This window comes from Luteimicrobium sp. NPDC057192 (genome assembly GCF_042670205.1).
Classification (GTDB): Bacteria; Actinomycetota; Actinomycetes; order Actinomycetales; family Cellulomonadaceae; genus Luteimicrobium.
On record NZ_JBHUWD010000033.1, the window covers coordinates 1 to 18436 of the forward strand.

General features: G+C 75.1%; 15 protein-coding genes and 1 riboswitch. Of the genes, 3 read left to right on the plus strand and 12 right to left on the minus strand.

Annotation, left to right across the window (positions count from 1 at the left end; translation table 11 throughout):
* Nucleotides 1-24: 24 nt before the first annotated feature.
* The 3 genes from purH to ACFT5B_RS14925 form a co-directional block, all read right to left on the minus strand.
* Nucleotides 25-1668: a bifunctional phosphoribosylaminoimidazolecarboxamide formyltransferase/IMP cyclohydrolase gene (gene purH / locus ACFT5B_RS14915; RefSeq protein WP_386799580.1), complete on the minus strand. Its 1644-nt coding sequence runs from the start codon at nt 1666-1668 to the stop codon at nt 25-27.
* 46 nt (nt 1669-1714) lie between these two features.
* Nucleotides 1715-1809: riboswitch (ZMP/ZTP riboswitch) on the minus strand.
* 82 nt (nt 1810-1891) lie between these two features.
* A complete protein-coding gene (locus ACFT5B_RS14920; protein ID WP_386799582.1) occupies nt 1892-3934 on the minus strand; it encodes a hypothetical protein in 2043 nt (680 codons plus the stop codon).
* A gap of 82 nt (nt 3935-4016) precedes the next feature.
* Nucleotides 4017-5537 carry a hypothetical protein gene (locus ACFT5B_RS14925; protein ID WP_386799584.1) on the minus strand — a complete coding sequence of 507 codons (1521 nt, stop codon included), beginning with the start codon at nt 5535-5537 and terminating at the stop codon, nt 4017-4019.
* A gap of 144 nt (nt 5538-5681) precedes the next feature.
* Between ACFT5B_RS14925 and ACFT5B_RS14930 the strand changes: the two genes are divergently transcribed.
* On the plus strand, nt 5682-6101 hold the full coding sequence (locus ACFT5B_RS14930; protein WP_386799586.1) for a hypothetical protein: 420 nt from the start codon (nt 5682-5684) through the stop codon (nt 6099-6101).
* Between the two features lie 65 nt (nt 6102-6166).
* On the opposite strand, the gene ACFT5B_RS14935 is transcribed toward ACFT5B_RS14930, so the two are convergent.
* From ACFT5B_RS14935 to sucC, 5 genes are all read right to left on the minus strand, one after another.
* Entirely contained in the window at nt 6167-7120 is a 954-nt protein-coding gene (locus ACFT5B_RS14935) for an alpha/beta fold hydrolase (protein WP_386799588.1), read from the minus strand.
* Nucleotide 7121: 1 nt separating this feature from the next.
* Complete coding sequence (gene purN / locus ACFT5B_RS14940; RefSeq protein ID WP_386799591.1) at nt 7122-7766, minus strand: phosphoribosylglycinamide formyltransferase; 645 nt, start codon at nt 7764-7766, stop codon at nt 7122-7124.
* A 20-nt stretch (nt 7767-7786) separates the two neighbouring features.
* Nucleotides 7787-9046 (minus strand): DUF6350 family protein, encoded by a 1260-nt coding sequence (locus tag ACFT5B_RS14945; protein ID WP_386799593.1) that lies wholly within the window; start codon nt 9044-9046, stop codon nt 7787-7789.
* 188 nt (nt 9047-9234) lie between these two features.
* Entirely contained in the window at nt 9235-10140 is a 906-nt protein-coding gene (gene sucD / locus ACFT5B_RS14950; protein WP_386799595.1) for a succinate--CoA ligase subunit alpha, read from the minus strand.
* Between the two features lie 14 nt (nt 10141-10154).
* The gene (gene sucC / locus ACFT5B_RS14955) at nt 10155-11330 is read right to left on the minus strand and encodes an ADP-forming succinate--CoA ligase subunit beta (protein ID WP_386799597.1); all 1176 of its coding nucleotides are present in this window, start codon (nt 11328-11330) and stop codon (nt 10155-10157) included.
* A 306-nt stretch (nt 11331-11636) separates the two neighbouring features.
* On the opposite strand from sucC, the gene ACFT5B_RS14960 reads away from it, so the two are divergent.
* Both ACFT5B_RS14960 and ACFT5B_RS14965 read left to right on the plus strand, forming a co-directional pair.
* The gene (locus ACFT5B_RS14960; protein WP_386799598.1) at nt 11637-11900 is read left to right on the plus strand and encodes a helix-turn-helix domain-containing protein; all 264 of its coding nucleotides are present in this window, start codon (nt 11637-11639) and stop codon (nt 11898-11900) included.
* Between the two features lie 2 nt (nt 11901-11902).
* Nucleotides 11903-12508, plus strand: coding sequence for a Clp protease N-terminal domain-containing protein (locus ACFT5B_RS14965; RefSeq protein ID WP_386799600.1), 606 nt, complete (start codon nt 11903-11905; stop codon nt 12506-12508).
* A 28-nt stretch (nt 12509-12536) separates the two neighbouring features.
* Here the strand turns inward: ACFT5B_RS14965 and ACFT5B_RS14970 are convergent, their stop codons facing one another.
* The 4 genes from ACFT5B_RS14970 to pcrA form a co-directional block, all read right to left on the minus strand.
* The gene (locus ACFT5B_RS14970; RefSeq protein ID WP_386799602.1) at nt 12537-12875 is read right to left on the minus strand and encodes a hypothetical protein; all 339 of its coding nucleotides are present in this window, start codon (nt 12873-12875) and stop codon (nt 12537-12539) included.
* Between the two features lie 29 nt (nt 12876-12904).
* Nucleotides 12905-15010, minus strand: a complete 2106-nt coding sequence (locus ACFT5B_RS14975) for an acyltransferase family protein (protein ID WP_386799604.1) — start codon at nt 15008-15010, stop codon at nt 12905-12907.
* Between the two features lie 97 nt (nt 15011-15107).
* Complete coding sequence (locus ACFT5B_RS14980) at nt 15108-15725, minus strand: GNAT family N-acetyltransferase (RefSeq protein WP_386799606.1); 618 nt, start codon at nt 15723-15725, stop codon at nt 15108-15110.
* Nucleotides 15726-15801: 76 nt separating this feature from the next.
* A complete protein-coding gene (pcrA, locus tag ACFT5B_RS14985; protein WP_386799608.1) occupies nt 15802-18429 on the minus strand; it encodes a DNA helicase PcrA in 2628 nt (875 codons plus the stop codon).
* Nucleotides 18430-18436: the final 7 nt, after the last annotated feature.

Consider the following 18436-nt stretch of genomic DNA (forward strand, 5'->3'; position numbering starts at 1 on the left):
GAACAGCCCGGGCGCCGCGGCCGATCAGTGGGCGAAGTGGCGCGTGCCCGTGAAGTACATCGTGACGCCCGCCTCCTGAGCCGCCGCGATCACCTCGTCGTCGCGGATCGATCCTCCGGGCGCGACGACGGCGCGCACGCCGGCGTCGAGGAGGATCTGCAGCCCGTCGGCGAAGGGGAAGAACGCGTCGGACGCCGCGACGGAGCCGCGAGCACGCTCCTCGCCGTCCGCGAGCGCGTTGGCGCGCTCGACGGCGAGCTTGCAGGAGTCGACCCGGTTGACCTGGCCCATGCCGATCCCGACGGCGGCCTGCTGGTCGGCGAGGAGGATGGCGTTGGACTTCACGGCGCGGATCGAGGTCCACGCGAACGCGAGGTCGGCGAGGGTCGCGTCGTCGGCGGCGTCGCCGGCGACGAGCCGCCAGCTCTGCGGGTCGTCGCCGCCGGTGACCTGACCGTCGGCGTCGCGGACGACGGCGTCGACCTTGTCGACCGTCTGGACGAGCACGCCGCCGGAGATGGCGCGGAACTCGATCGGGTCGTCCTTGACGTCGGCGGGGAGCACGAGGACCCGGAGGTTCTTCTTGCTCGCGAGGACCTCGAGGGCCCCGTCCTCGTACCCCGGGGCCACGATGACCTCGGTGAACACCGGCTTGAGGGCCTCGGCGAGCTCGGTCGTGACGACGCGGTTCGACGCGACGACGCCCCCGTACGCGGACACGGGGTCGGTGGCGTGGGCCTTGCGGTAGGCGGCGGCGATGTCGTCGGCCGTCGCGATGCCGCACGGGTTGTTGTGCTTGACGACGGCGACCGCGGGGCCGTCGTGGTCGAACGCGGCGCGGCGGGCGGCGTCGGCGTCGACGTAGTTGTTGTAGCTCATCTCCTTGCCCTGGAGCTGGGTCGCGGTGGCGAGGCCACCGCGCCAGTGGGTGTAGAGCGCGGCCTTCTGGTGCGGGTTCTCGCCGTAGCGGAGCACCGCGGACCGGTCCCACGTGGCGCCGGTGAAGGCCGGGAAGCCCTGGCCCTCGCCGTCGGGCGCGTAGGCGCTCCCGAACCAGGAGGCGACGGCGACGTCGTAGGCGGCGGTGTGCGCGAACGCCTGCGCGGCGAGGCGCTTGCGGGCGGCGAACGTGAAGCCGCCCTCGGTCACGGCGGCGAGCACGTCGGCGTACGCGGCCGGGTCGACGACGACCGCGACGCTCGGGTGGTTCTTCGCGGCGGCGCGGACCATCGAGGGGCCGCCGATGTCGATCTGCTCGACGCACTCGTCGGGCGTGGCGCCCGACAGCACGGTCTGGCGGAACGGGTAGAGGTTGACGACGACGAGCTCGAAGGGCGCGACGCCGAGCTCGTCGAGCTGGGCGAGGTGCTCGGGCTTGCGCGAGTCGGCGAGGATGCCGGCGTGGACGCGCGGGTGCAGCGTCTTGACGCGGCCCTCGAGGCACTCGGGGAAGCCGGTGAGGTCCTCGACACGCGTGACCGGGATGCCCTCGGCGGCGACGGTGGCGGCCGTCGAGCCGGTCGACACGAGCTCGACGCCCGCGGCGTGCAGGCCGCGGGCCAGCTCGACGAGGCCGGTCTTGTCGTAGACGGACAGCAGGGCGCGACGGATCTCGCGACGGGAGTCGTCGGCGAGCTGGACGGGGGGCAGCGACGGAGCGCCGGACATGTTTCCTCCTGAGCGGCAGCGCCCGGCGGTCGCCGGGCGGGCGATGGTCCGACGCCCAGGCGGACGACGTCGGGTCTCAGAAGGTTCCGGCCGCTCCCCGGTGGTCGATCCCACCTGTCAACGCCAGTCGCGGCCGCCGCAAGTGTACCCATCGGCCGACCGGTGGGCCGAGCCGGCCCGGCAGACGTCGCCGGGCCGGCTCGTGGGTGTCATCCGTCCGCCGTCATCCGCGCGGCGACCGGACGAGCGGCCTCCCGTCGATCACGCGGTCGATCGTGTCGCGCGACCAGCGCCGGTAGCCGCCCTCGAAGCCCGCGCCGACGAGGACGAGCGCGAGCGCCAGCCACAGGAGCCAGAGGTCGCCGGCACCCGTCTCCGCGAGCGCCGTCGGGACCACGGCGGCGGTGCCCGCCGCGGTGACTCCCGAGCCGGTGGTCGCGGTGCCCGACGACGTCGCGGCGGGCGCGCTGCCGGTGGTCACGTAGCCCGCGGGCTCGGTGCCCCCGGTGCCCGACGGCGTGGTCGTGCCGCCCGCGGTGCCGGGAGTCCCCGGCGTGCCCGGGGTGCCAGGCGTCCCGGGGTTGCCGGGGGTGCCAGGGGTTCCGGGGGTGCCAGGCGTGCCCGGGTCGCCGGGCGTCCCGGGGTTGCCCGGGTCGCCGGGCGTCGTGCTGGCGGTCCCGCAGCCGGCTGCGTCACCCAGGACGGCGACCGCCGTGCAGCCGACCGTCACGGGGAGCGTCACGGGGACGTCGAGCGCGAGGGACGGGACGGCGCCCAGGGCGTCCGGCACGACCGAGTCGAGGGTGAGACCCCCGTCGGTCGCGTGGTCGAGCGCCCCGCCGTCGGCGAGCAGCGCGTCGGTCGTCCCGCCGGGACGCACGAGCTGCGGGAGGGCGCCGCCCGAACCGAGGAGCTGGTCGGTGAGGCCGCGCGGCGCGACGAGCGCGTCGACGGGGCCGTCGGCGTCGAGGAGCTGGTCCACCGTGCCGCTGTCACCGAGGAGCGAGCGCGTCAGCCCTCGCTGGTCGACGAGCGAGCCGAGGATGCCCGGCTCGCCGGCCGGCGTCGCGGCGGCGTCGGCACCGGAGGTCCCGGCGACCGAGGCGTCACCGAGCACCGCGGCCGCGACCCCGGAGACCGTGACCGGTACCGTCACGGGCGCGGAGACCGACTGCACCGGCAGGTCGGAGAGACCGTCGGAGAGGAGGTCGTCCACGGCACCCCCGTGCCCGACGACGGACCGCACGAGGTCGGCCGGGTCGGTGCGTCCGGTGAGCAGCTGCTCGACCGAGCCGTCCTTGCCGAGGGTCCCGTCGGCCGCGCGGGCGACCGCGCCGTCGCGAGCGAGCGCGTCGTCCACGACGCCGTCCGGACCGAGCAGGTCCGTGAGCGCTCGGTCGACGGTGCCGTCGTCCCCGAGGACCTGTCGTCCCTCGTCGGCGACGGAGCCGAGCGCGTGCTCGACGTCCGGGAGCGTGGCGCTCCCGACGACGTCCGTCAGGACGTCCTCGGCAGTCGCGTCGCCCGAGGTCAGGTCGTCGAGGAGCCCGTCGGTGCCGAGCGTCGCGTCGAGCACGCCCTCCACACCGGTGCCCGTCCGACCGAGGACCCGGGGCAGCAGACCCTCGTGGCGGGCGGAGCCGGTGCCGTCACCAGCCACCGCGTCGCCCAGCACGGCGACGGCGACGCGATCCACGGTGACAGGCAGCCGGACGGGCGCCGCGGCGCGCACCCCGGCGCTCCGCGCGCCCGACGACGCCGCCGTGGCCCGAGCCTTCTTCGCGGTCGACGCCGCCGACGCGGCGGGCGCCCGGTGACGGCTCGTGCTCGCGGTCGCCGCCCCGGCGCTGCCGGCGTGGTCGGACGAGCGGTGCGTGACGCGTGCGTCCCCGAGGACGCCGACCGCGACGTGCCGGACGTGGACGGGCACCCGCACGGGCGCCGTGACGCGGACACCCTTCGACACGGCTGGGGCCGGTCGCGTGGCCGCGTGACCTCCGTCGCCCGCGGACGACGCGTGGGGCATGGCCTTCGCGGTGCCGCCGACGGACGCGACGACGTCGTGCACGGTCACGGGGACGGAGACGGGCGCGTCGACGGACACGTCCGGGAGGAGCCCGCCGAGCAGGCTCGAGGCGTGGTGGGTGGGGGCCGGCGTGGCCTCCGCCGAGGGGCCGTCGGCGGCGTGGGCCGCGGCGGCACCGGCGAGGCACAGCCCGCCGGTGACGAACGCCGTCTGGAGCGTTCGTCGGAGCATGGTTCGCATGATGCTTCTCCTGGTCTGACGTGGTGGGGCGACGGGTTCGTCGCCGGTGGCTCGTGCCGTCGCAGGGACGGCCGGGCCGACGTCAGGCAGGAGAGACAGGGACCTCGAGGAAGACGCTGAGGTGGCGTGCGAGCGACTCGGCCGCCGCACGGGTCCAGGACGGCGCGGCGCCGGTCCGGCCGGGCTCGAGGAAAGCGACGTCGCCGCGGTGCGCGCGGGCAGCCGAGGCGTCGGCGCTCGGTCCGGCCGACGCGGAGCCGGGCACGGCGGGCGCCGCCGGGGCGGGGCCTCGGCCGGAACCCGCGACCTCAGCCGTGCCGGGCGCGACCGTGGCGTGCTCGGGGGGGCTCGCGACCGTGGCGCCGGAGCCCGTGGCGACGCGTGTCCCCGCAGCGAGCGCCGCCGCCTCCCCGGCGGGTGCCGGGTGCGACGAGCGCGTCTGGTGGGCCGGCGTGGCGGTCGCGCCCGTGCGGGCCCGCGCGATCGTGCGCGGCGGTGCCGTGGCGCTGACGCCGTGGCCGCCCGCGGAGCTCGCCACCGGCGCGACCGTCGGCGACGACGCGTCCCCCGGCCCGGGTGGTCCCCCGGGCCCGGGTGCGCCACCGAGCCCGCCGGGAAGGACGGGATCGGTCACGGGCGTGAGCGGGTCGGTGACCGGGTCGAGCGGGCGGGTCACGGGACGCACGACGGTCAGCACCGGCGCGACGGCGGCCGTGACCGGGCGCAGCAGCGGCGCCAGCGCGTCCGTCACGGGCGCGAGCGCGTCGGCCGCCGGGGCGGTCACGACGCCGAGCACGGGGGCGGCGGCGCGGGTCACCGGGTCGAGGACCGGTCGCACGGACGAGAGTGCGCCGTCGAGGACCGGCGTCAGCGGAGCACCGGCCCGGGCGACGGCCGTCGTGACCGGTCGCAGCACGCCGCCCACGACCTCGGTCACCGGCGCGAGAGCCCGGGCCGTGGCCTCGACGGCCCCTGTCACGGGACCACGACGCGCGGGCGGCGTGGCCGGGCGCTCAGCGGGGTGCGCCGACGTCCGCGCGTGCTTGCTCGGCGCGGCGCGGGTCGTGGCCGCGCCCGGGGCGCGGGGGGCCCGGTCGCCGGACGACGCTCGGTGGGCTCGGTCGCCGGACGACGCTCGGTGGGCTCGGTCGCCGGACGACGCTCGGTGGGCTCGGTCGCCGGACGACGAGCGGTGGGCGGTGGGCGCCGTGGACGAGGAGCGGTGAGCGGGGCCCGTGGCCGACGCGCGCTGCGCCGGGGCGGCAGGGGCCGGCGTCGTCGACGACGTCCCCGGGTGGGTCGTGGTGCTCGTCGAGCCACCGCCCGCGGGCGGGGTGCTCGAGCCGCGGTCGGGCGTCACGGCGGCGGTGACGCCGTCGAGCAGGGGTTCGACGACCGTGTCGGTGACCCGTTGGACCGCCCCCGTGACAGGTGAGAGGAGCCCGTCGAGGCCCGGGTCGGGCCGGTCGTGGGCCGACGCCCCGGACGCGAGCGCCACGCCGAGCGCAGCGCCCCCGACGACCCCGGCAGCGGCGCCGAGCGCGCGCACGACCCAGCGACGGAGGCGCGGTGCCCCCGTCGTGCGCGGCGCGTGCGGCGTCATCGACCCCCTCCGGCTTCTACGATCGACGAGCTGGAGATTCCGTGTCGAGGTTGATACGACGTCACGCGATACGCAACCAGGGCAACCATCTTTCACCCGCCGCGTCCGCTTGCCCGGGTGGCCGAACGAGCCGACCGTGGAGGGATGAACCTCGTCGTCCGCGCGGCGTTCGTCGGCGCCGCGGCCGGCTCGCGCAGCTCGCTCGGACTCGCCCAGCCGTTCCTGACGTCCGGCCACCGCGCCCTTCGGATCGTCGGCCTGCTCGGCGTCGGCGCGGAGCTCGTGGGCGACAAGCTGCCCGCGACGCCGAGCCGGCTCGACCCGCCCGGACCCGTCGTGCGCGCGATCGCGGGAGCCGTGGGCGCTGCCACGCTGACCCGCCGCGCCGGCTCACGGCCTGGCACGCTCGTCGCCGCCGCGCTGCTGGGAGCCGCGGCGTCCGCCGTCGGGACGTTCGGCGGCGCGGCCTGGCGGCGGGCCGTCGCGGAGCGCGGCGGGCCGGACCTTCCCGCGGCCCTCGCGGAGGACGCGGCCGCGGTCACGCTCGCAGCCCTCGCGCGGTAGCGACGACGCGCGGTAGCGACGACGCGCGGTACGACGTCGTGCGGCTGCGCCGGGCCCGGGCGCGGCTACGCGTCCGCCGCGACCCGGCGGACGAAGTCGACGACGACGTCCGGGTAGCCGGGCACGAACGCGTCGTCGGCGTCCTGGAGGCGGCGGTCGCCGCCGGCGAGCACGGCGACGTCGAGCAGACCCGCGCCGACCGTCCCGCGCAGCACCGCGACGCTCCGCTCGACCGGCACCACGCCGTCGTCGCCGCCGAAGACCGCGAGGAGCGGGGCGTCGAGGCTCCGGAGCGCGTGCACCGGGTCGTGCCCGACGATCCGTGTCGCGAGGCCCCAGACCTCCGGTGCACCGGGGACGAAGGCGCCGAGCTCCGCGAGCCCGTCGAGCGCCGCGCGGCGCCCGGGCTCCTCCGACCAGGCTCGCGCCTCGTCGAACGACGCCCCGCGCTCGGCGAGCGCCATGAGCCCGTCGAACACCGCGAGCGCCCTCTCGGCGTCCGCGCCCGACCGTCCCGCTCTCCGGAGCAGGGTCGCGGTCGAGAACCGCTCCTGCGCCCCGGGTGTGACGGCCGGCCCGGAGCTGGTCGCAACGCCCGCGACGTCGTCGCGCAGGTCGGGCCGCGCGGCCGCCTCGAGCACGACCCAGCCGCCCTGCGAGTGCCCGAACAGGACCACGGGCACGTCGCGGCCGGTCCCGCCCTCTCCTGGCACGCCCGCGAGGGCCGTGCGGGCCGCCCGGAGACCGGCTGCGGCGTCGTCGGCCTGGTCGGCGATGTCCGCGGTGAGCCAGGAGCCCTCCGACTCCCCCACGCCGCGCTTGTCGTACGACGCGACGGCGGCCCCGGCCGCGAGCAGCGCGGCCCGGATCGGCGGGAAGAAGACGTCGTTGTCGCGGTCGGAGGGGCCGGAGCCCGGGTGCATGAGGACGAGAGCCCGCGGGGCGCCGCCCGGCAGCCACAGGCTCCCCGCGAGCGCGCCCGCACCGCCGCGCGCGACGAGCGGCAGCGGCGCGGTCATGTCAGCGTCCGTAGCGCGCCTGGCGCCCCTCGACGACGAGGCCCTCGCGCGCGACCCGGCCCACGACGTCGACGAGCAGGGCGCGCTCGGCGATCTTGATGCGCTCGTGGAGGCTCTCCTCGTCGTCACCGTCCTCCACGACGACCGGGACCTGGGCGACGATCGGCCCGCTGTCGACGCCCTCGTCGACGACGATCACGCTGCAGCCGGAGACCTTGACCCCGTACGCCAGCGCGTCGCGCACGCCGTGCGCCCCGGGGAACGAAGGCAGGAGGGCGGGGTGCGTGTTGAGCGTCCGACCCCCGAAGCGCGCGTGGAACGGTGCGCCGACCAGCTTCATGAAGCCGGCCGCGACGACGTAGTCGGGCGAGAACACGGCGACCGCCTCGGCCAGCGCCTCGTCCCAGGCCGCCCGGTCCGCGAAGTCCTTGAGGCTCACGACGGCGGTCGGGATCCCCGCCTCCTGGGCGAGCTCGAGCCCACGGATGCCGGGCCGGTCGGACACGACGCCGACGACGCGCGCCCCGTACGCGGGGTCGTCGTGCGCGGCGAGCAGGGCGGCGAGGTTCGAGCCGGTGCCGCTGACGAGCACGACGAGCCGGGCGGAGGACGTGACGTCCACGGGGTGGCCGGAGGGGGTCTGCACAGCCTCACCCTATCGGGGCGTCAGCGGCGCGACCGGCCCCTCAGGTCGAGGAGGCGCCACCCGACGGCGAGCGCGACGCCGAGGCCCACCCACAGCGCGGCGAGGCCGCCGACCACCCACGGCTGGGCGCCGACCTGCCGCATCGCTCCCGGCCCGACGGCGCCGCCCGCGACCCCCTCGAGCCCCGCGACGAGCACCCCGGCGACGACGGGCGCGGTGACCACGGACGTGACGAGCCCGGTCCACGTGGTGCCGCCCGCGAAGGCGTGCGCGCGCCACAGGTAGACGCCCGCCACCACGCCGGCGGCGACCACGACGAGCACCGACGCCTGCGCGACGGGGTTCGCCCAGCCCGGACCGGGCAGTGCCCCCACGAGCGGCACGAGCGGGAGCGCGCCGTCCACGTGCGACGACGGCGCGTACTCCGAGCCGACGCCGACGGCGAACCCCGGCCCGACGAGCCAGGCGAGCGCCCACGCCACGAGGTTCGGGACGAACGCGAGCTGCGCGACGCCGAGGAGCAGCCCCGACGCGGTCCCCGGGTCGAGCGCGCGCAGCACGTCCCCGACGGTCGACCGGCCGGACACCGCCCACACCACGAGGAGCACCCCGGCTGCCGCGACCGCGAGGAGCACCCCGACCACGCCTGCGGCTGCACCGCGCCGGACGCCGTCGAGCGCGACCGACGGGATCGGGACCCGCGGCTCGAGGACCTCCTGCAGCCGTTCGGCGAGCTCGCCCGGCGTCGGGGCGTCGGGGCGCGTCGTCATGCCGAGGCCGAGTCCCGCGAGCGCGAGCATCGCCCCGCCGACCGGAGCCCAGAGGACGCCCCCGGGCGCGACCGGACCGGTCACGACGGCGACGACGGTCACCACCGCCGCGTAGCCGAGCACCGCGAAGGCGAGGGCCGCGGCGCGGGGGCGCAGCGTGCGTCGTCCGACGGCGAACGCGACGAACAGCGCGAGCGCCGTGACGCCGAGCGGCACGATGGTCAGGGTCGCGCCGCTCGCCTCGACGGGCACACCGTGCCCCAGGAGCCACGTCGACGCGGCGATGGTCGCCGCGCCGGACCAGCCCGCGCCCGTCGGGCTCGCGACGAGCACCGCGCCGACGACGAGGACGACGACCAGCAGGGTCAGGACGACGCACTCCACGACGACGACCACGGCCGACAGGAACGACGCGACCAGCTCGGACGGCGCGCCGCGGCGGCGGTCGTCGCCGGGCGCGTCGAGGGTGCGCGCACGGGGCGAACGGGTGGGCGTGCCGGTGGAGCTCACGGGGCTATCGTCCCCGACGACACGGCGCGTCCGGTGCAGGCCGCGCCGTCGCGGCCCCGGTTCGGCCCTCAGGCGCCCTGTGCGGCCCTGCGGCCCGCCGGCCCGACGCGACGAGGCCCGGGCCGACACCGCCGCAGCGGTGCCCGACCCGGGCCTCGTCGGTGCGAGCCGGACGGCCCGCGTCACGCTCAGGCGAGCGAGGTGAGGATCTCCCGCATGAGGGAAGCGGTCTCGGACGGCGTCTTGCCGACCTTCACGCCCGCGGCCTCGAGGGCCTCCTTCTTCGCGGCGGCCGTGCCGGACGACCCCGACACGATGGCGCCCGCGTGGCCCATCGTCTTGCCCTCGGGGGCGGTGAAGCCCGCGACGTAGCCGACGACCGGCTTGGTGACGTGCTCCTTGAGGAACGCTGCCGCGCGCTCCTCGGCGTCGCCGCCGATCTCGCCGATCATGACGATCGCCTTGGTCTCGGGGTCGGCCTCGAACGCGGCGAGCGCGTCGATGTGCGTGGTCCCGATGATCGGGTCGCCGCCGATGCCGATGGCGGTGGAGAACCCGAAGTCCCGCAGCTCGAACATCATCTGGTAGGTCAGGGTGCCCGACTTGGACACGAGACCGATCGGGCCCGAGCCCGTGATCGTGGCGGGCGTGATGCCGACCAGCGACTCGCCGGGCGTGATGATGCCGGGGCAGTTCGGGCCGATGATCCGGGTCTTGTTGCCCTTCTCGATCGCGTAGGCCCACGCCTCGGCGGCGTCCTCGACCGGCACGCCCTCCGTGATGACCACGAGGAGCGGGATCTCGGCGTCGATGGCCTCGATCATGGCGGCCTTGGTGTGCGCGGCAGGCACGAAGATGATCGACACGTCCGCGCCGGTCTTCTCGATCGCCTCGGCGACGGCCCCGAACACGGGGAGCTCCACCTCGGCGCCGGCCTTGTCGGTGTGGGTCACGGTCGTGCCGGCCTTGCGGGCGTTGACGCCGCCCACGACCTGCGTGCCGGCCTTGAGCATGAGGGCGGTGTGCTTGGTGCCCTCGCCGCCCGTGATGCCCTGGACGATGACCTTGGAGTCCTTGTTGAGGAAGACAGACATCGTTCTCGTATCCCTTACTTCGCAGCCAGCTCGGCGGCCTTGTCGGCGCCCTCGTCCATGGTGCTCGCCAGCGTGACGAGCGGGTGCGCGGCCTCCGCGAGGATGCGACGGCCCTCCTCGACGTTGTTGCCGTCGAGGCGGACGACGAGCGGCTTGTTGGCCTCGTCGCCGAGGATCTGCAGGGCCTTGACGATGCCGTTCGCGACGGCGTCGCACGCGGTGATGCCGCCGAAGACGTTGACGAACACGCTCTTGACCTGCGCGTCGTTGAGGATGACGTCGAGGCCCGCGGCCATGACCTCAGCCGAGGCGCCGCCGCCGATGTCGAGGAAGTTCGCCGGCTTCACGCCGCCGTGGCTCTCGCCCGCGTACGCGACGACGTCGAGCGTGCTCATGACGAGCCCCGCGCCGTTGCCGATGATGCCGACCTCGCCGTCGAGCTTGACGTAGTTGAGGTCGTTCTCCTTGGCCTTGGCCTCGAGCGGGTCCGCCGCGGCCTTGTCCTCGAGCGCCTCGTGGTCGGGGTGCCGGAACGCGGCGTTCTCGTCGAGCGAGACCTTCCCGTCGAGGGCGACGATGTCGCCGGACGCCGTCTTGACGAGGGGGTTGACCTCGACGAGCGTCGCGTCCTCCTCCTTGTAGACCGTCCAGAGCTTCTGGATGACGTCGGCGATCTTGTCCGCGACGTCGGCGTCGAAGCCCGCGGCCGCGACGATCTCGGCGGCCTTCGCCGCGTCGATGCCGGTGAGCGCGTTGACCTCGATGCGCGCGAGCGCGTCGGGGCGCTCGACGGCGAGCTGCTCGATCTCCATGCCGCCCTCCTTGCTCGCCATGGCGAGCAGGGAGCGGTTGGCCCGGTCGAGGAGCACGGAGAAGTAGTACTCCTCCTCGATCTGGGCGCCCTCCGCGATCATGACGCGGTGGACCGTGTGGCCCTTGATGTCCATGCCGAGGATCTCGGACGCCTTCTCGGCGGCCTCGTCGGCGGACTTCGCGAGCTTGACGCCGCCGGCCTTCCCGCGGCCCCCGACCTTCACCTGCGCCTTGACGACCACGACGCCGTCACCACCGCCGGTCAGCTTGACTGCGCCTTCGCGAGCCTCTTCGGGGGTCGTCGCGACGACGCCGCCCAGCACCGGTACACCGTGCTTCTCGAAGAGGTCGCGCGCCTGGTATTCGAACAGGTCCACCCTGGTGCGTCCTTCCATCGACAGGTTTGCGGGTGTCTCGACGTCAAGACACCGCCTTCCAGAGTAGCCCCCGGCGTGGAGCCTTCCCGCCCGCCGTGGTGCCGGTCGTGACGAGCGCCACACCCGGGGCGCGCGGCTCCCACCGTCGTCGACGCCGAGCAAGCGGGTTTCCCGTCGACCAAGCGGCCTTCTTCGGCTTGCTCGACACGGCGAGCGCTTGCTCGGCGCGCGGCGCACAGGCCGCCGCGACGTTCCACACGTCAACAAAGGTTGACACCCCGCCTGGCGTCAACCTATGTTGACACCATGTCCGACACGAACGGCTCGCAGCAGCGGCCGACCCCGCGCGACGCGACCGCCGCCGTCTCCGACGACCCCGCCGTCGGCCTGCGGGCCGTGCGGTCGCTCCGCACGCTCGCGGAGCGGCTCGAGGCGCTCCAGGTCGGCCGGGCGCGTGCGCTCGGCTGGTCGTGGCAGGACATCGCGGACGCGCTCGGCGTGAGCCGGCAGGCCGTCCACAAGAAGCACGGTTCGAGACGGGGCACGGGCCTCGAGAACGGAAGGGACTGACCATGTTCGAACGCTTCACCAAGGACGCCCGGTCCGTCGTGAACCTGGCCGTCGGCGACGGCGAGGCCACGGGGACCGTCGACTCCGTCTCCCTGCTCCTCGCGCTCGCCTGGCAGGACCCGGGCGACGGCGGCGCCGCGGCAGCCGTGCTGCGTGACGCGGGGCTCGACCGCGCCCGGCTCGAGGCGGCCGCCGCCACCGTCGACCGCCCCGACCGTCCCACGGCGGACGTCTCCGACGGCCCCGGTTCCGCCGATCCCGACCTCGACGCCGAGGCGCTCGCGTCGCTCGGCATCGACCTCGACGCGATCCGCGCCCGCGCGGACGACGTGTTCGGGCCGGGCGCCCTGGACACCCCGGTCGTCGCCGAGGGCCGGCGCGGCCGCGGCCGCCGGCCCCGCTTCTCACCCGACGCGAAGAAGACGCTGGAACTCGCGCTGCGTGAGGCGGTCCGGCTGCGCGACCGCCAGATCACGAGCGCCCATCTCCTCCTCGGCGTGCTGCGCGACCCTGCGTCACCGGCGGCCCGCACCCTGGTCGCCGCGGGTGCAGACCTGCCCGCCCTCCGCGCGTCGGCGGAGCAGACCTGCGACGCGGAAGCCGCTTGACGCCGCGGCGCCCGGCCTCAGCGCCGTGTCACGACGCGAGCAGCCACACGACCGCCGCCGCGTTCACGACGGCGGTGGCCGCCGGCCCGACGGTCTTGAGCCGGTCGGGGATCGTCGACCCGACGATGGCGTCGAGCGCCTGCACGACGACCATGGCGAGCCCGACGGCGACCACGAACCCCTCCGAACCCGAGAAGAGGGCCACGACGGCGACCGACGCGAGCGCCACGCTCCGGGCGGCCGCGTAGCGGGAGGCCAGGCGCTCGCCCGGGGCGTCGGCCGCGCGGAGCGCGGCGATCGAGTACCCCAGGCTGACCGCGGCGCTGACGAGGGTGACGAGTCCACAGACCCAGAACGCGGCAGGCACGTCGCAACGATAGCGACGACCTGCCGGTCCTACTCGCCCGCGACCTCGCGCAGCGCCGCGTCCACGACGTCCGCGTACACGTCGATCCCCTTCATGTTGGGGTGCGTCCGGTCCGCGTGCAGCAGTCCCGGCTTCCCGCGGACGGCACGGTTCCAGTCGGCGACGACGACGTTCGGGTGCTTCCCGGCGATCCGCGCGAGCTCCTTGTTGGCGTCCGGCACCCAGTAGCTGATCCCCACGGTGTTGACGAGCACCACGCGGCGGTCCGGCCCGAGGACGTCGAGGACCTTCTCGAGCGCGGCGTCGGAGCCCTTGAACTGGAACCCGCCGTTGGTGCCGAAGTTGAGGACGACGTAGGGCCGGAGCTTCCCGGCGTCCGCGGCCTTCTGGACGAGCGCGGGCGCGTCGACCCACTTGCGGATGGGTTTGGCGTCCAGCCCGATGCCGGGGAAGTGGCTGAGCATCGCGGGCGCGGCGCCGGACAGCACGGAGTCCCCGAACCCGACGACCTGGGTGCCGTCCACCTTGCCGCCCACGAGGAGCGGCGGGAGCGCGCCCGACGACGTCGCTCCCCCACCGGCACCGTGCTGGGTGGCGCGGGGGCTGGGTCGGGGTGCGAGGGCTGGCCCGTTCGGGGTCGCACCGGGAGCCGTGAGGGGCGACCAGCCGTGGGGAGCAACGACGGGCGTGGCAGCGCCGGTGGTGGTGTCGATGGCGCCGAGCCCCTGCTCGATGGAGCGCTGGGCACCGGACTCCGCAGGGGCGGTGACGACGACGACCCCGGCGCCGACGACCGCGAGCACCCCGACGACGGCGACCGCGGGGGCGACCCGGGCGCCGGGTCGCCGCACCGCCGCGGTCGCGCGCGCGGCGCTGACACGGAACCCGTCGCGGCGGATCGGGGTCTCGATCCACCGGTACGACGCCCAGGACAGCAGGAACGTGAGCGCGACGGCGGCGCCGGTGGACCACCACCAGCGTGCGGTGCCGGGCTCGGCGGGGACGGCGGCCCACGCGAGGAGCAGCAACGGCCAGTGCCACAGGTAGATCCCGTACGACCGCTCGCCCACCCAGCGTGCGGGCCGGAGCTCGAGCGCGCGCACGCTCGCGGTGGCGCCCCCGGTGCAGCCGGCCACCGCGCCCAGGGCGAGGACGGACCCGAGGGCGATCCCGCCCCGGTAGGTGGCGGGTGCGTCGTCGTGCAGGGTGAGCATGAGGACCACCAGCCCGGCGAGCGAGGCCACGGGCACCCACCGGTGCGCCCAGGGCGCGGCGAGGAGCCGGGGGCGGGTGGTCCACCAGAACGCGGCGGCGACGCCGAGCAGCAGCCCGAACACGTGGGTGTCGGTGCCGTAGTAGACGCGCGTCGGGTCGGTCCCTGGCGTGTAGAGGACCGCCATGAGCAGCGCGGACGCGACGGCGCCGGCGAGTGCGACGCGCGCGCGGGTGCGGCCGGACGTCGTCACGGCGACCAGGAGCGCGAGGAGCAGCGGCCACAGGACGTAGAACTGCTCCTCGATGGCGAGCGACCAGAACGTCATGAAGAGCTGCGGGGCGGTGCGGTCGAAGTAGCTGGCGCCGGACGCGATCTGCACCCAGTTGCTGGAGAACGTGAGCGCGCCGAGCGTCTGGCGGCCGATGCCGACGAGGAGGTCGGGCTCGACGACGCGAGCCGCGAGGATGCTCGTGACGACGACGGCACCGAGCGCGGGCAGCAGGCGTCTCGCACGGCGCAGCCAGAACGCCGGGAGGTTGAGGCGGCGCGCGCGCTGGAGCTCGCGCAGCAGCAGGGTCGTGATGAGGAAACCGCTGACCACGAAGAACACGTCGACGCCGAGGAACCCGCCCGGCAGCCAGGTCGGCTGCACGTGGTAGATCACGACGGCGACCACCGCGAACGCCCGGAGCCCGTCGAGGCCGGCGATGCGTCCGCGGGCCTGCCGCGAGACGGCACGGCCTGCGACGGTCGGGGTGACGTCGTGGTCCGTGCCGGGGCGCCCAGCGGTCGGGGGGCCCGCGGGGGCGACGCGCACCTCGTCGGCGACCCGGAGCGTGGACGGTCGCGGCGGCGGTGGCGGGGGCGGCGGCACCGGACCGACGCCGCCGCGTGTCGCGGTCCCGTCGACGTCGTCCACGGCTTCCCTCCCCGGCAGCTGCAGTCCTCACCGTAGCGACCGCCGACGACGGCGCAGGCGCGCCACGCGGGCGCGCCTCGCGACCGGGTTCGTGCGGCTACGCGGGCGCGACCGTCAGACGCATCACGCAGTTCTTGGTGCCCTTGGGGCGCACGTAGCCGAACCCGGCCTTCTCGAACATGGGCCGGACCCCGTTGTAGAGGAACGACGCGGACGTCTTGCCGGGGGCGTCGCGCGGGTAGGTCTCGACGACGCCGCCTCCGGCCTCCGCGATGAGCTCCAGGGCGCCCCGCACGGCAGCGGTCGCGACGCCGCGGCCCCGGTGCCGGCGGTCCACGAAGAGGCACGTGAGCCGGTAGTCGGGCAACGGGTCGCCGGACGCCGCGATCTCCTTCGCGTGGTAGACGCCGGGAAGCTCCGACGGCGGGCCGTACTCACACCAGCCCACCGCGTCGTCACCCTCGAAGACGAGCGCCGCGTGCGCCCTCCCGTCGAGGACGCGCTGGTGCTTGTACTGCTCGTTGCCCCCGCAGGCTCGGATCTCGGTCTCCCGCTCGGCCATCGTCGCCTCCTGGAACCAGCAGCACCAGCACCCGCCCATGCCGGCACCGTTGTTGCGCTCGCACAGCGCCGCGAACGCCTCCCAGGTGTCGGGACCGAGTGCTCTGACCGTGTACTCGCCCGCGACCTTCTCGACCACCGCCCGTGCGCTCACCTTGTCCCCCGTCGTCCGCGCCGGAAATCCGCCGCGTCCAGCATGCCCCGACGCGCGCGTCCGAGCCAGGGTTCGGCTACAGCTTGGTGACGGGCGAGAACCGCAGCAGCAGGCGCTTGGTGCCGTCGGCGCCGAAGTCGATCTTGGCGACGGCGTTGCGCCCGGAGCCCTCGAGCGCCACGACGGTGCCGAGCCCGTAGGCGTCGTGCGTGACCTTGTCACCCACGCTGAGCGACGGGATGCTCGCGTCGTCCCGCGGGGTGGCCGACCCGAACGACGGCGCAGGCTCCTCCCGGGTGCCGATGCGGCCGCCGCGTGAGGACGACCGGAAGCCGCCGCTCTCCTGCGACGACGACTCGCGTCGCGTCGGGCGGGACGCACCCCAGCCTCCGGACGAGCCGTAGCCCCCCGACCCGTACAACGACCCACCGGCGCGCAGCGTCTGCATCGACGACTCCGCGCGCCTCCAGTCGACGAGGTCGTCGGGGATCTCGTCGAGGAAGCGGGACGGCGGGAACTCGTTGGCCATCCCCCACGCGGACCGCACCGCTGACCGCGACATATAGAGGCGTTCACGCGCGCGCGTGATGCCGACGTAGGCGAGGCGCCTCTCCTCGGCGAGCTCGGCGTCGTCGTGCAGGGAGCGCATGTGCGGGAAGGTGCCGTCCTCGAGGCCGGTGAGGAAGACGACGGGGAACTCGAGGCCCTTGGCGGTGTGGAGGGTCATGAGGGTGATGACGCCGGGGTCGCGCGTGCCGTCGTCTCCACCGTCGCCGGCCGGGATCTGGTCGGAGTCGGCCACGAGCGAGACGCGCTCGAGGAAGTCGGCGAGGGTCCCGTCGGGCTCGTCCTGCTCGAACTCGACGGCGACGGCGTGAAGCTCGGCGAGGTTCTCGACGCGGCTGGCGTCCTGCGGGTCCTCGCTCGCGCGGAGCTCGGCGAGCAGCCCGGACTGGTCGAGCACGGCGCCGAGGACCTCGGCCGGCCCGACGGCGGTCGCGGCGAGCTCGCGCAGCCCGGCCATGAGGTCGCGGAAGCCCTCGAGCGGCCGCAGGGTGCGGGTCGTCATCGCGGGGATCTCGTCGAGGCGGCCGAGGGCGGCGCCGAACGAGATGCGCTCACGCTCGGCGAACGACGCGACGAGGGCCTCCGACCGCTCGCCGATGCCGCGCTTGGGCACGCCGAGGACGCGGCGGAGGTTGACGTCGTCGTCGACGTTGTCGACCGCGCGCAGGTAGGCGATGGCGTCCTTGATCTCGCGGCGCTCGTAGAACCGGGTGCCGCCGACGACCTTGTACGGCAGGCCGACGCGGATGAGCACCTCTTCGAGCGCCCGGGACTGCGCGTTGGTCCGGTAGAACACGGCGACGTCTCCGGGCCGGACGCCGTCGCTGTCGCCGAGGCGGTCGATCTCCTCGGCGACGAACCGGGCTTCCTCGTGCTCGTTGTCCGCGACGTAGCCGATGATCTTGGTCCCGGCGCCGGAGTCCGTCCACAGGCGCTTGGGCTTGCGGTCGGGGTTGCGCGCGATGACGGCGTTCGCGGCCGACAGGATGGTCTGGGTGGACCGGTAGTTCTGCTCGAGGAGGATGGTCCGGGCGTTCGGGTAGTCGGCTTCGAACTCGAGGATGTTGCGGATCGTGGCGCCGCGGAACGCGTAGATCGACTGGTCGGCGTCGCCGACGACGGTGAGCTCGGCGGGCGGCACGGGCGCGGCGTGGTGCTGCTCGCGGTCGTCGCCCTCGACCGCCTCGGTCTCCTCGGCGCCCACGCCCGCGAGCTCCCGCACGAGCACGTACTGGGCGTGGTTCGTGTCCTGGTACTCGTCGACGAGGATGTGCCGGAACCGGCGGCGGTAGTGCTCGGCGACGGCGGGGAACGCTTGGAGCAGGTTGACCGTCGTCATGATGAGGTCGTCGAAGTCGAGCGCGTGCGCCTGCTGGAGCCGCTGCTGGTAGCGCACGTAGACGTCGGTCAGCACGGCGTCGAACGCGTTCGCGCTCTCGCTGCTCGCGCCCGACGTCGTGCGATACGTCTCCGGGTCGACGAGCTCGTTCTTGAGGTCGGAGATCTTGTTCGCGAGCGACCGCGGCGGGTACTTCTTGACGTCGAGGTCGAGCTCGCGGCAGACGAGCGTCACGAGGCGCTGGGAGTCGGCGGCGTCGTAGATCGAGAACGTCGACTTGAGCCCGAGCTGGTCGTGCTCGGCACGCAGGATCCGCACGCACGCGGAGTGGAACGTCGAGACCCACATGCGCCGGGCGACCGGCCCGACGAGCGCCGCGACGCGCTCGCGCATCTCGGCGGCGGCCTTGTTGGTGAAGGTGATGGCGAGGACCTCGCCGGGTGTCGCGCGCCCAGTCGCGAGCGCGTACGCGATGCGGTGCGTGAGGACGCGCGTCTTGCCCGACCCGGCGCCCGCGACGATGAGCAGCTGGCCGCCCTCGTGCACGACGGCCTCGCGCTGCTGCGGGTTGAGCCCCTCGAGCAGGGTCTCGGGGTCGCGCCGGCCACCGGCCGCTCCCCCGCCCGACGCGCGTGGCGCGCCCGCGTACGAGGGCTGTGCCTCGTCGTCGGGCAGCGGGCGCGCGGACGAGCCGCCGAGCGGCAGCCGCGCACCGTCAGGCACCGCGGGGACTCCGATCGATGTCGCGCCGAAGGTGCTGAGGCCGGGCAGGGGAAGGTTCTCGAAGAGCGGGTTCATCTCAGGG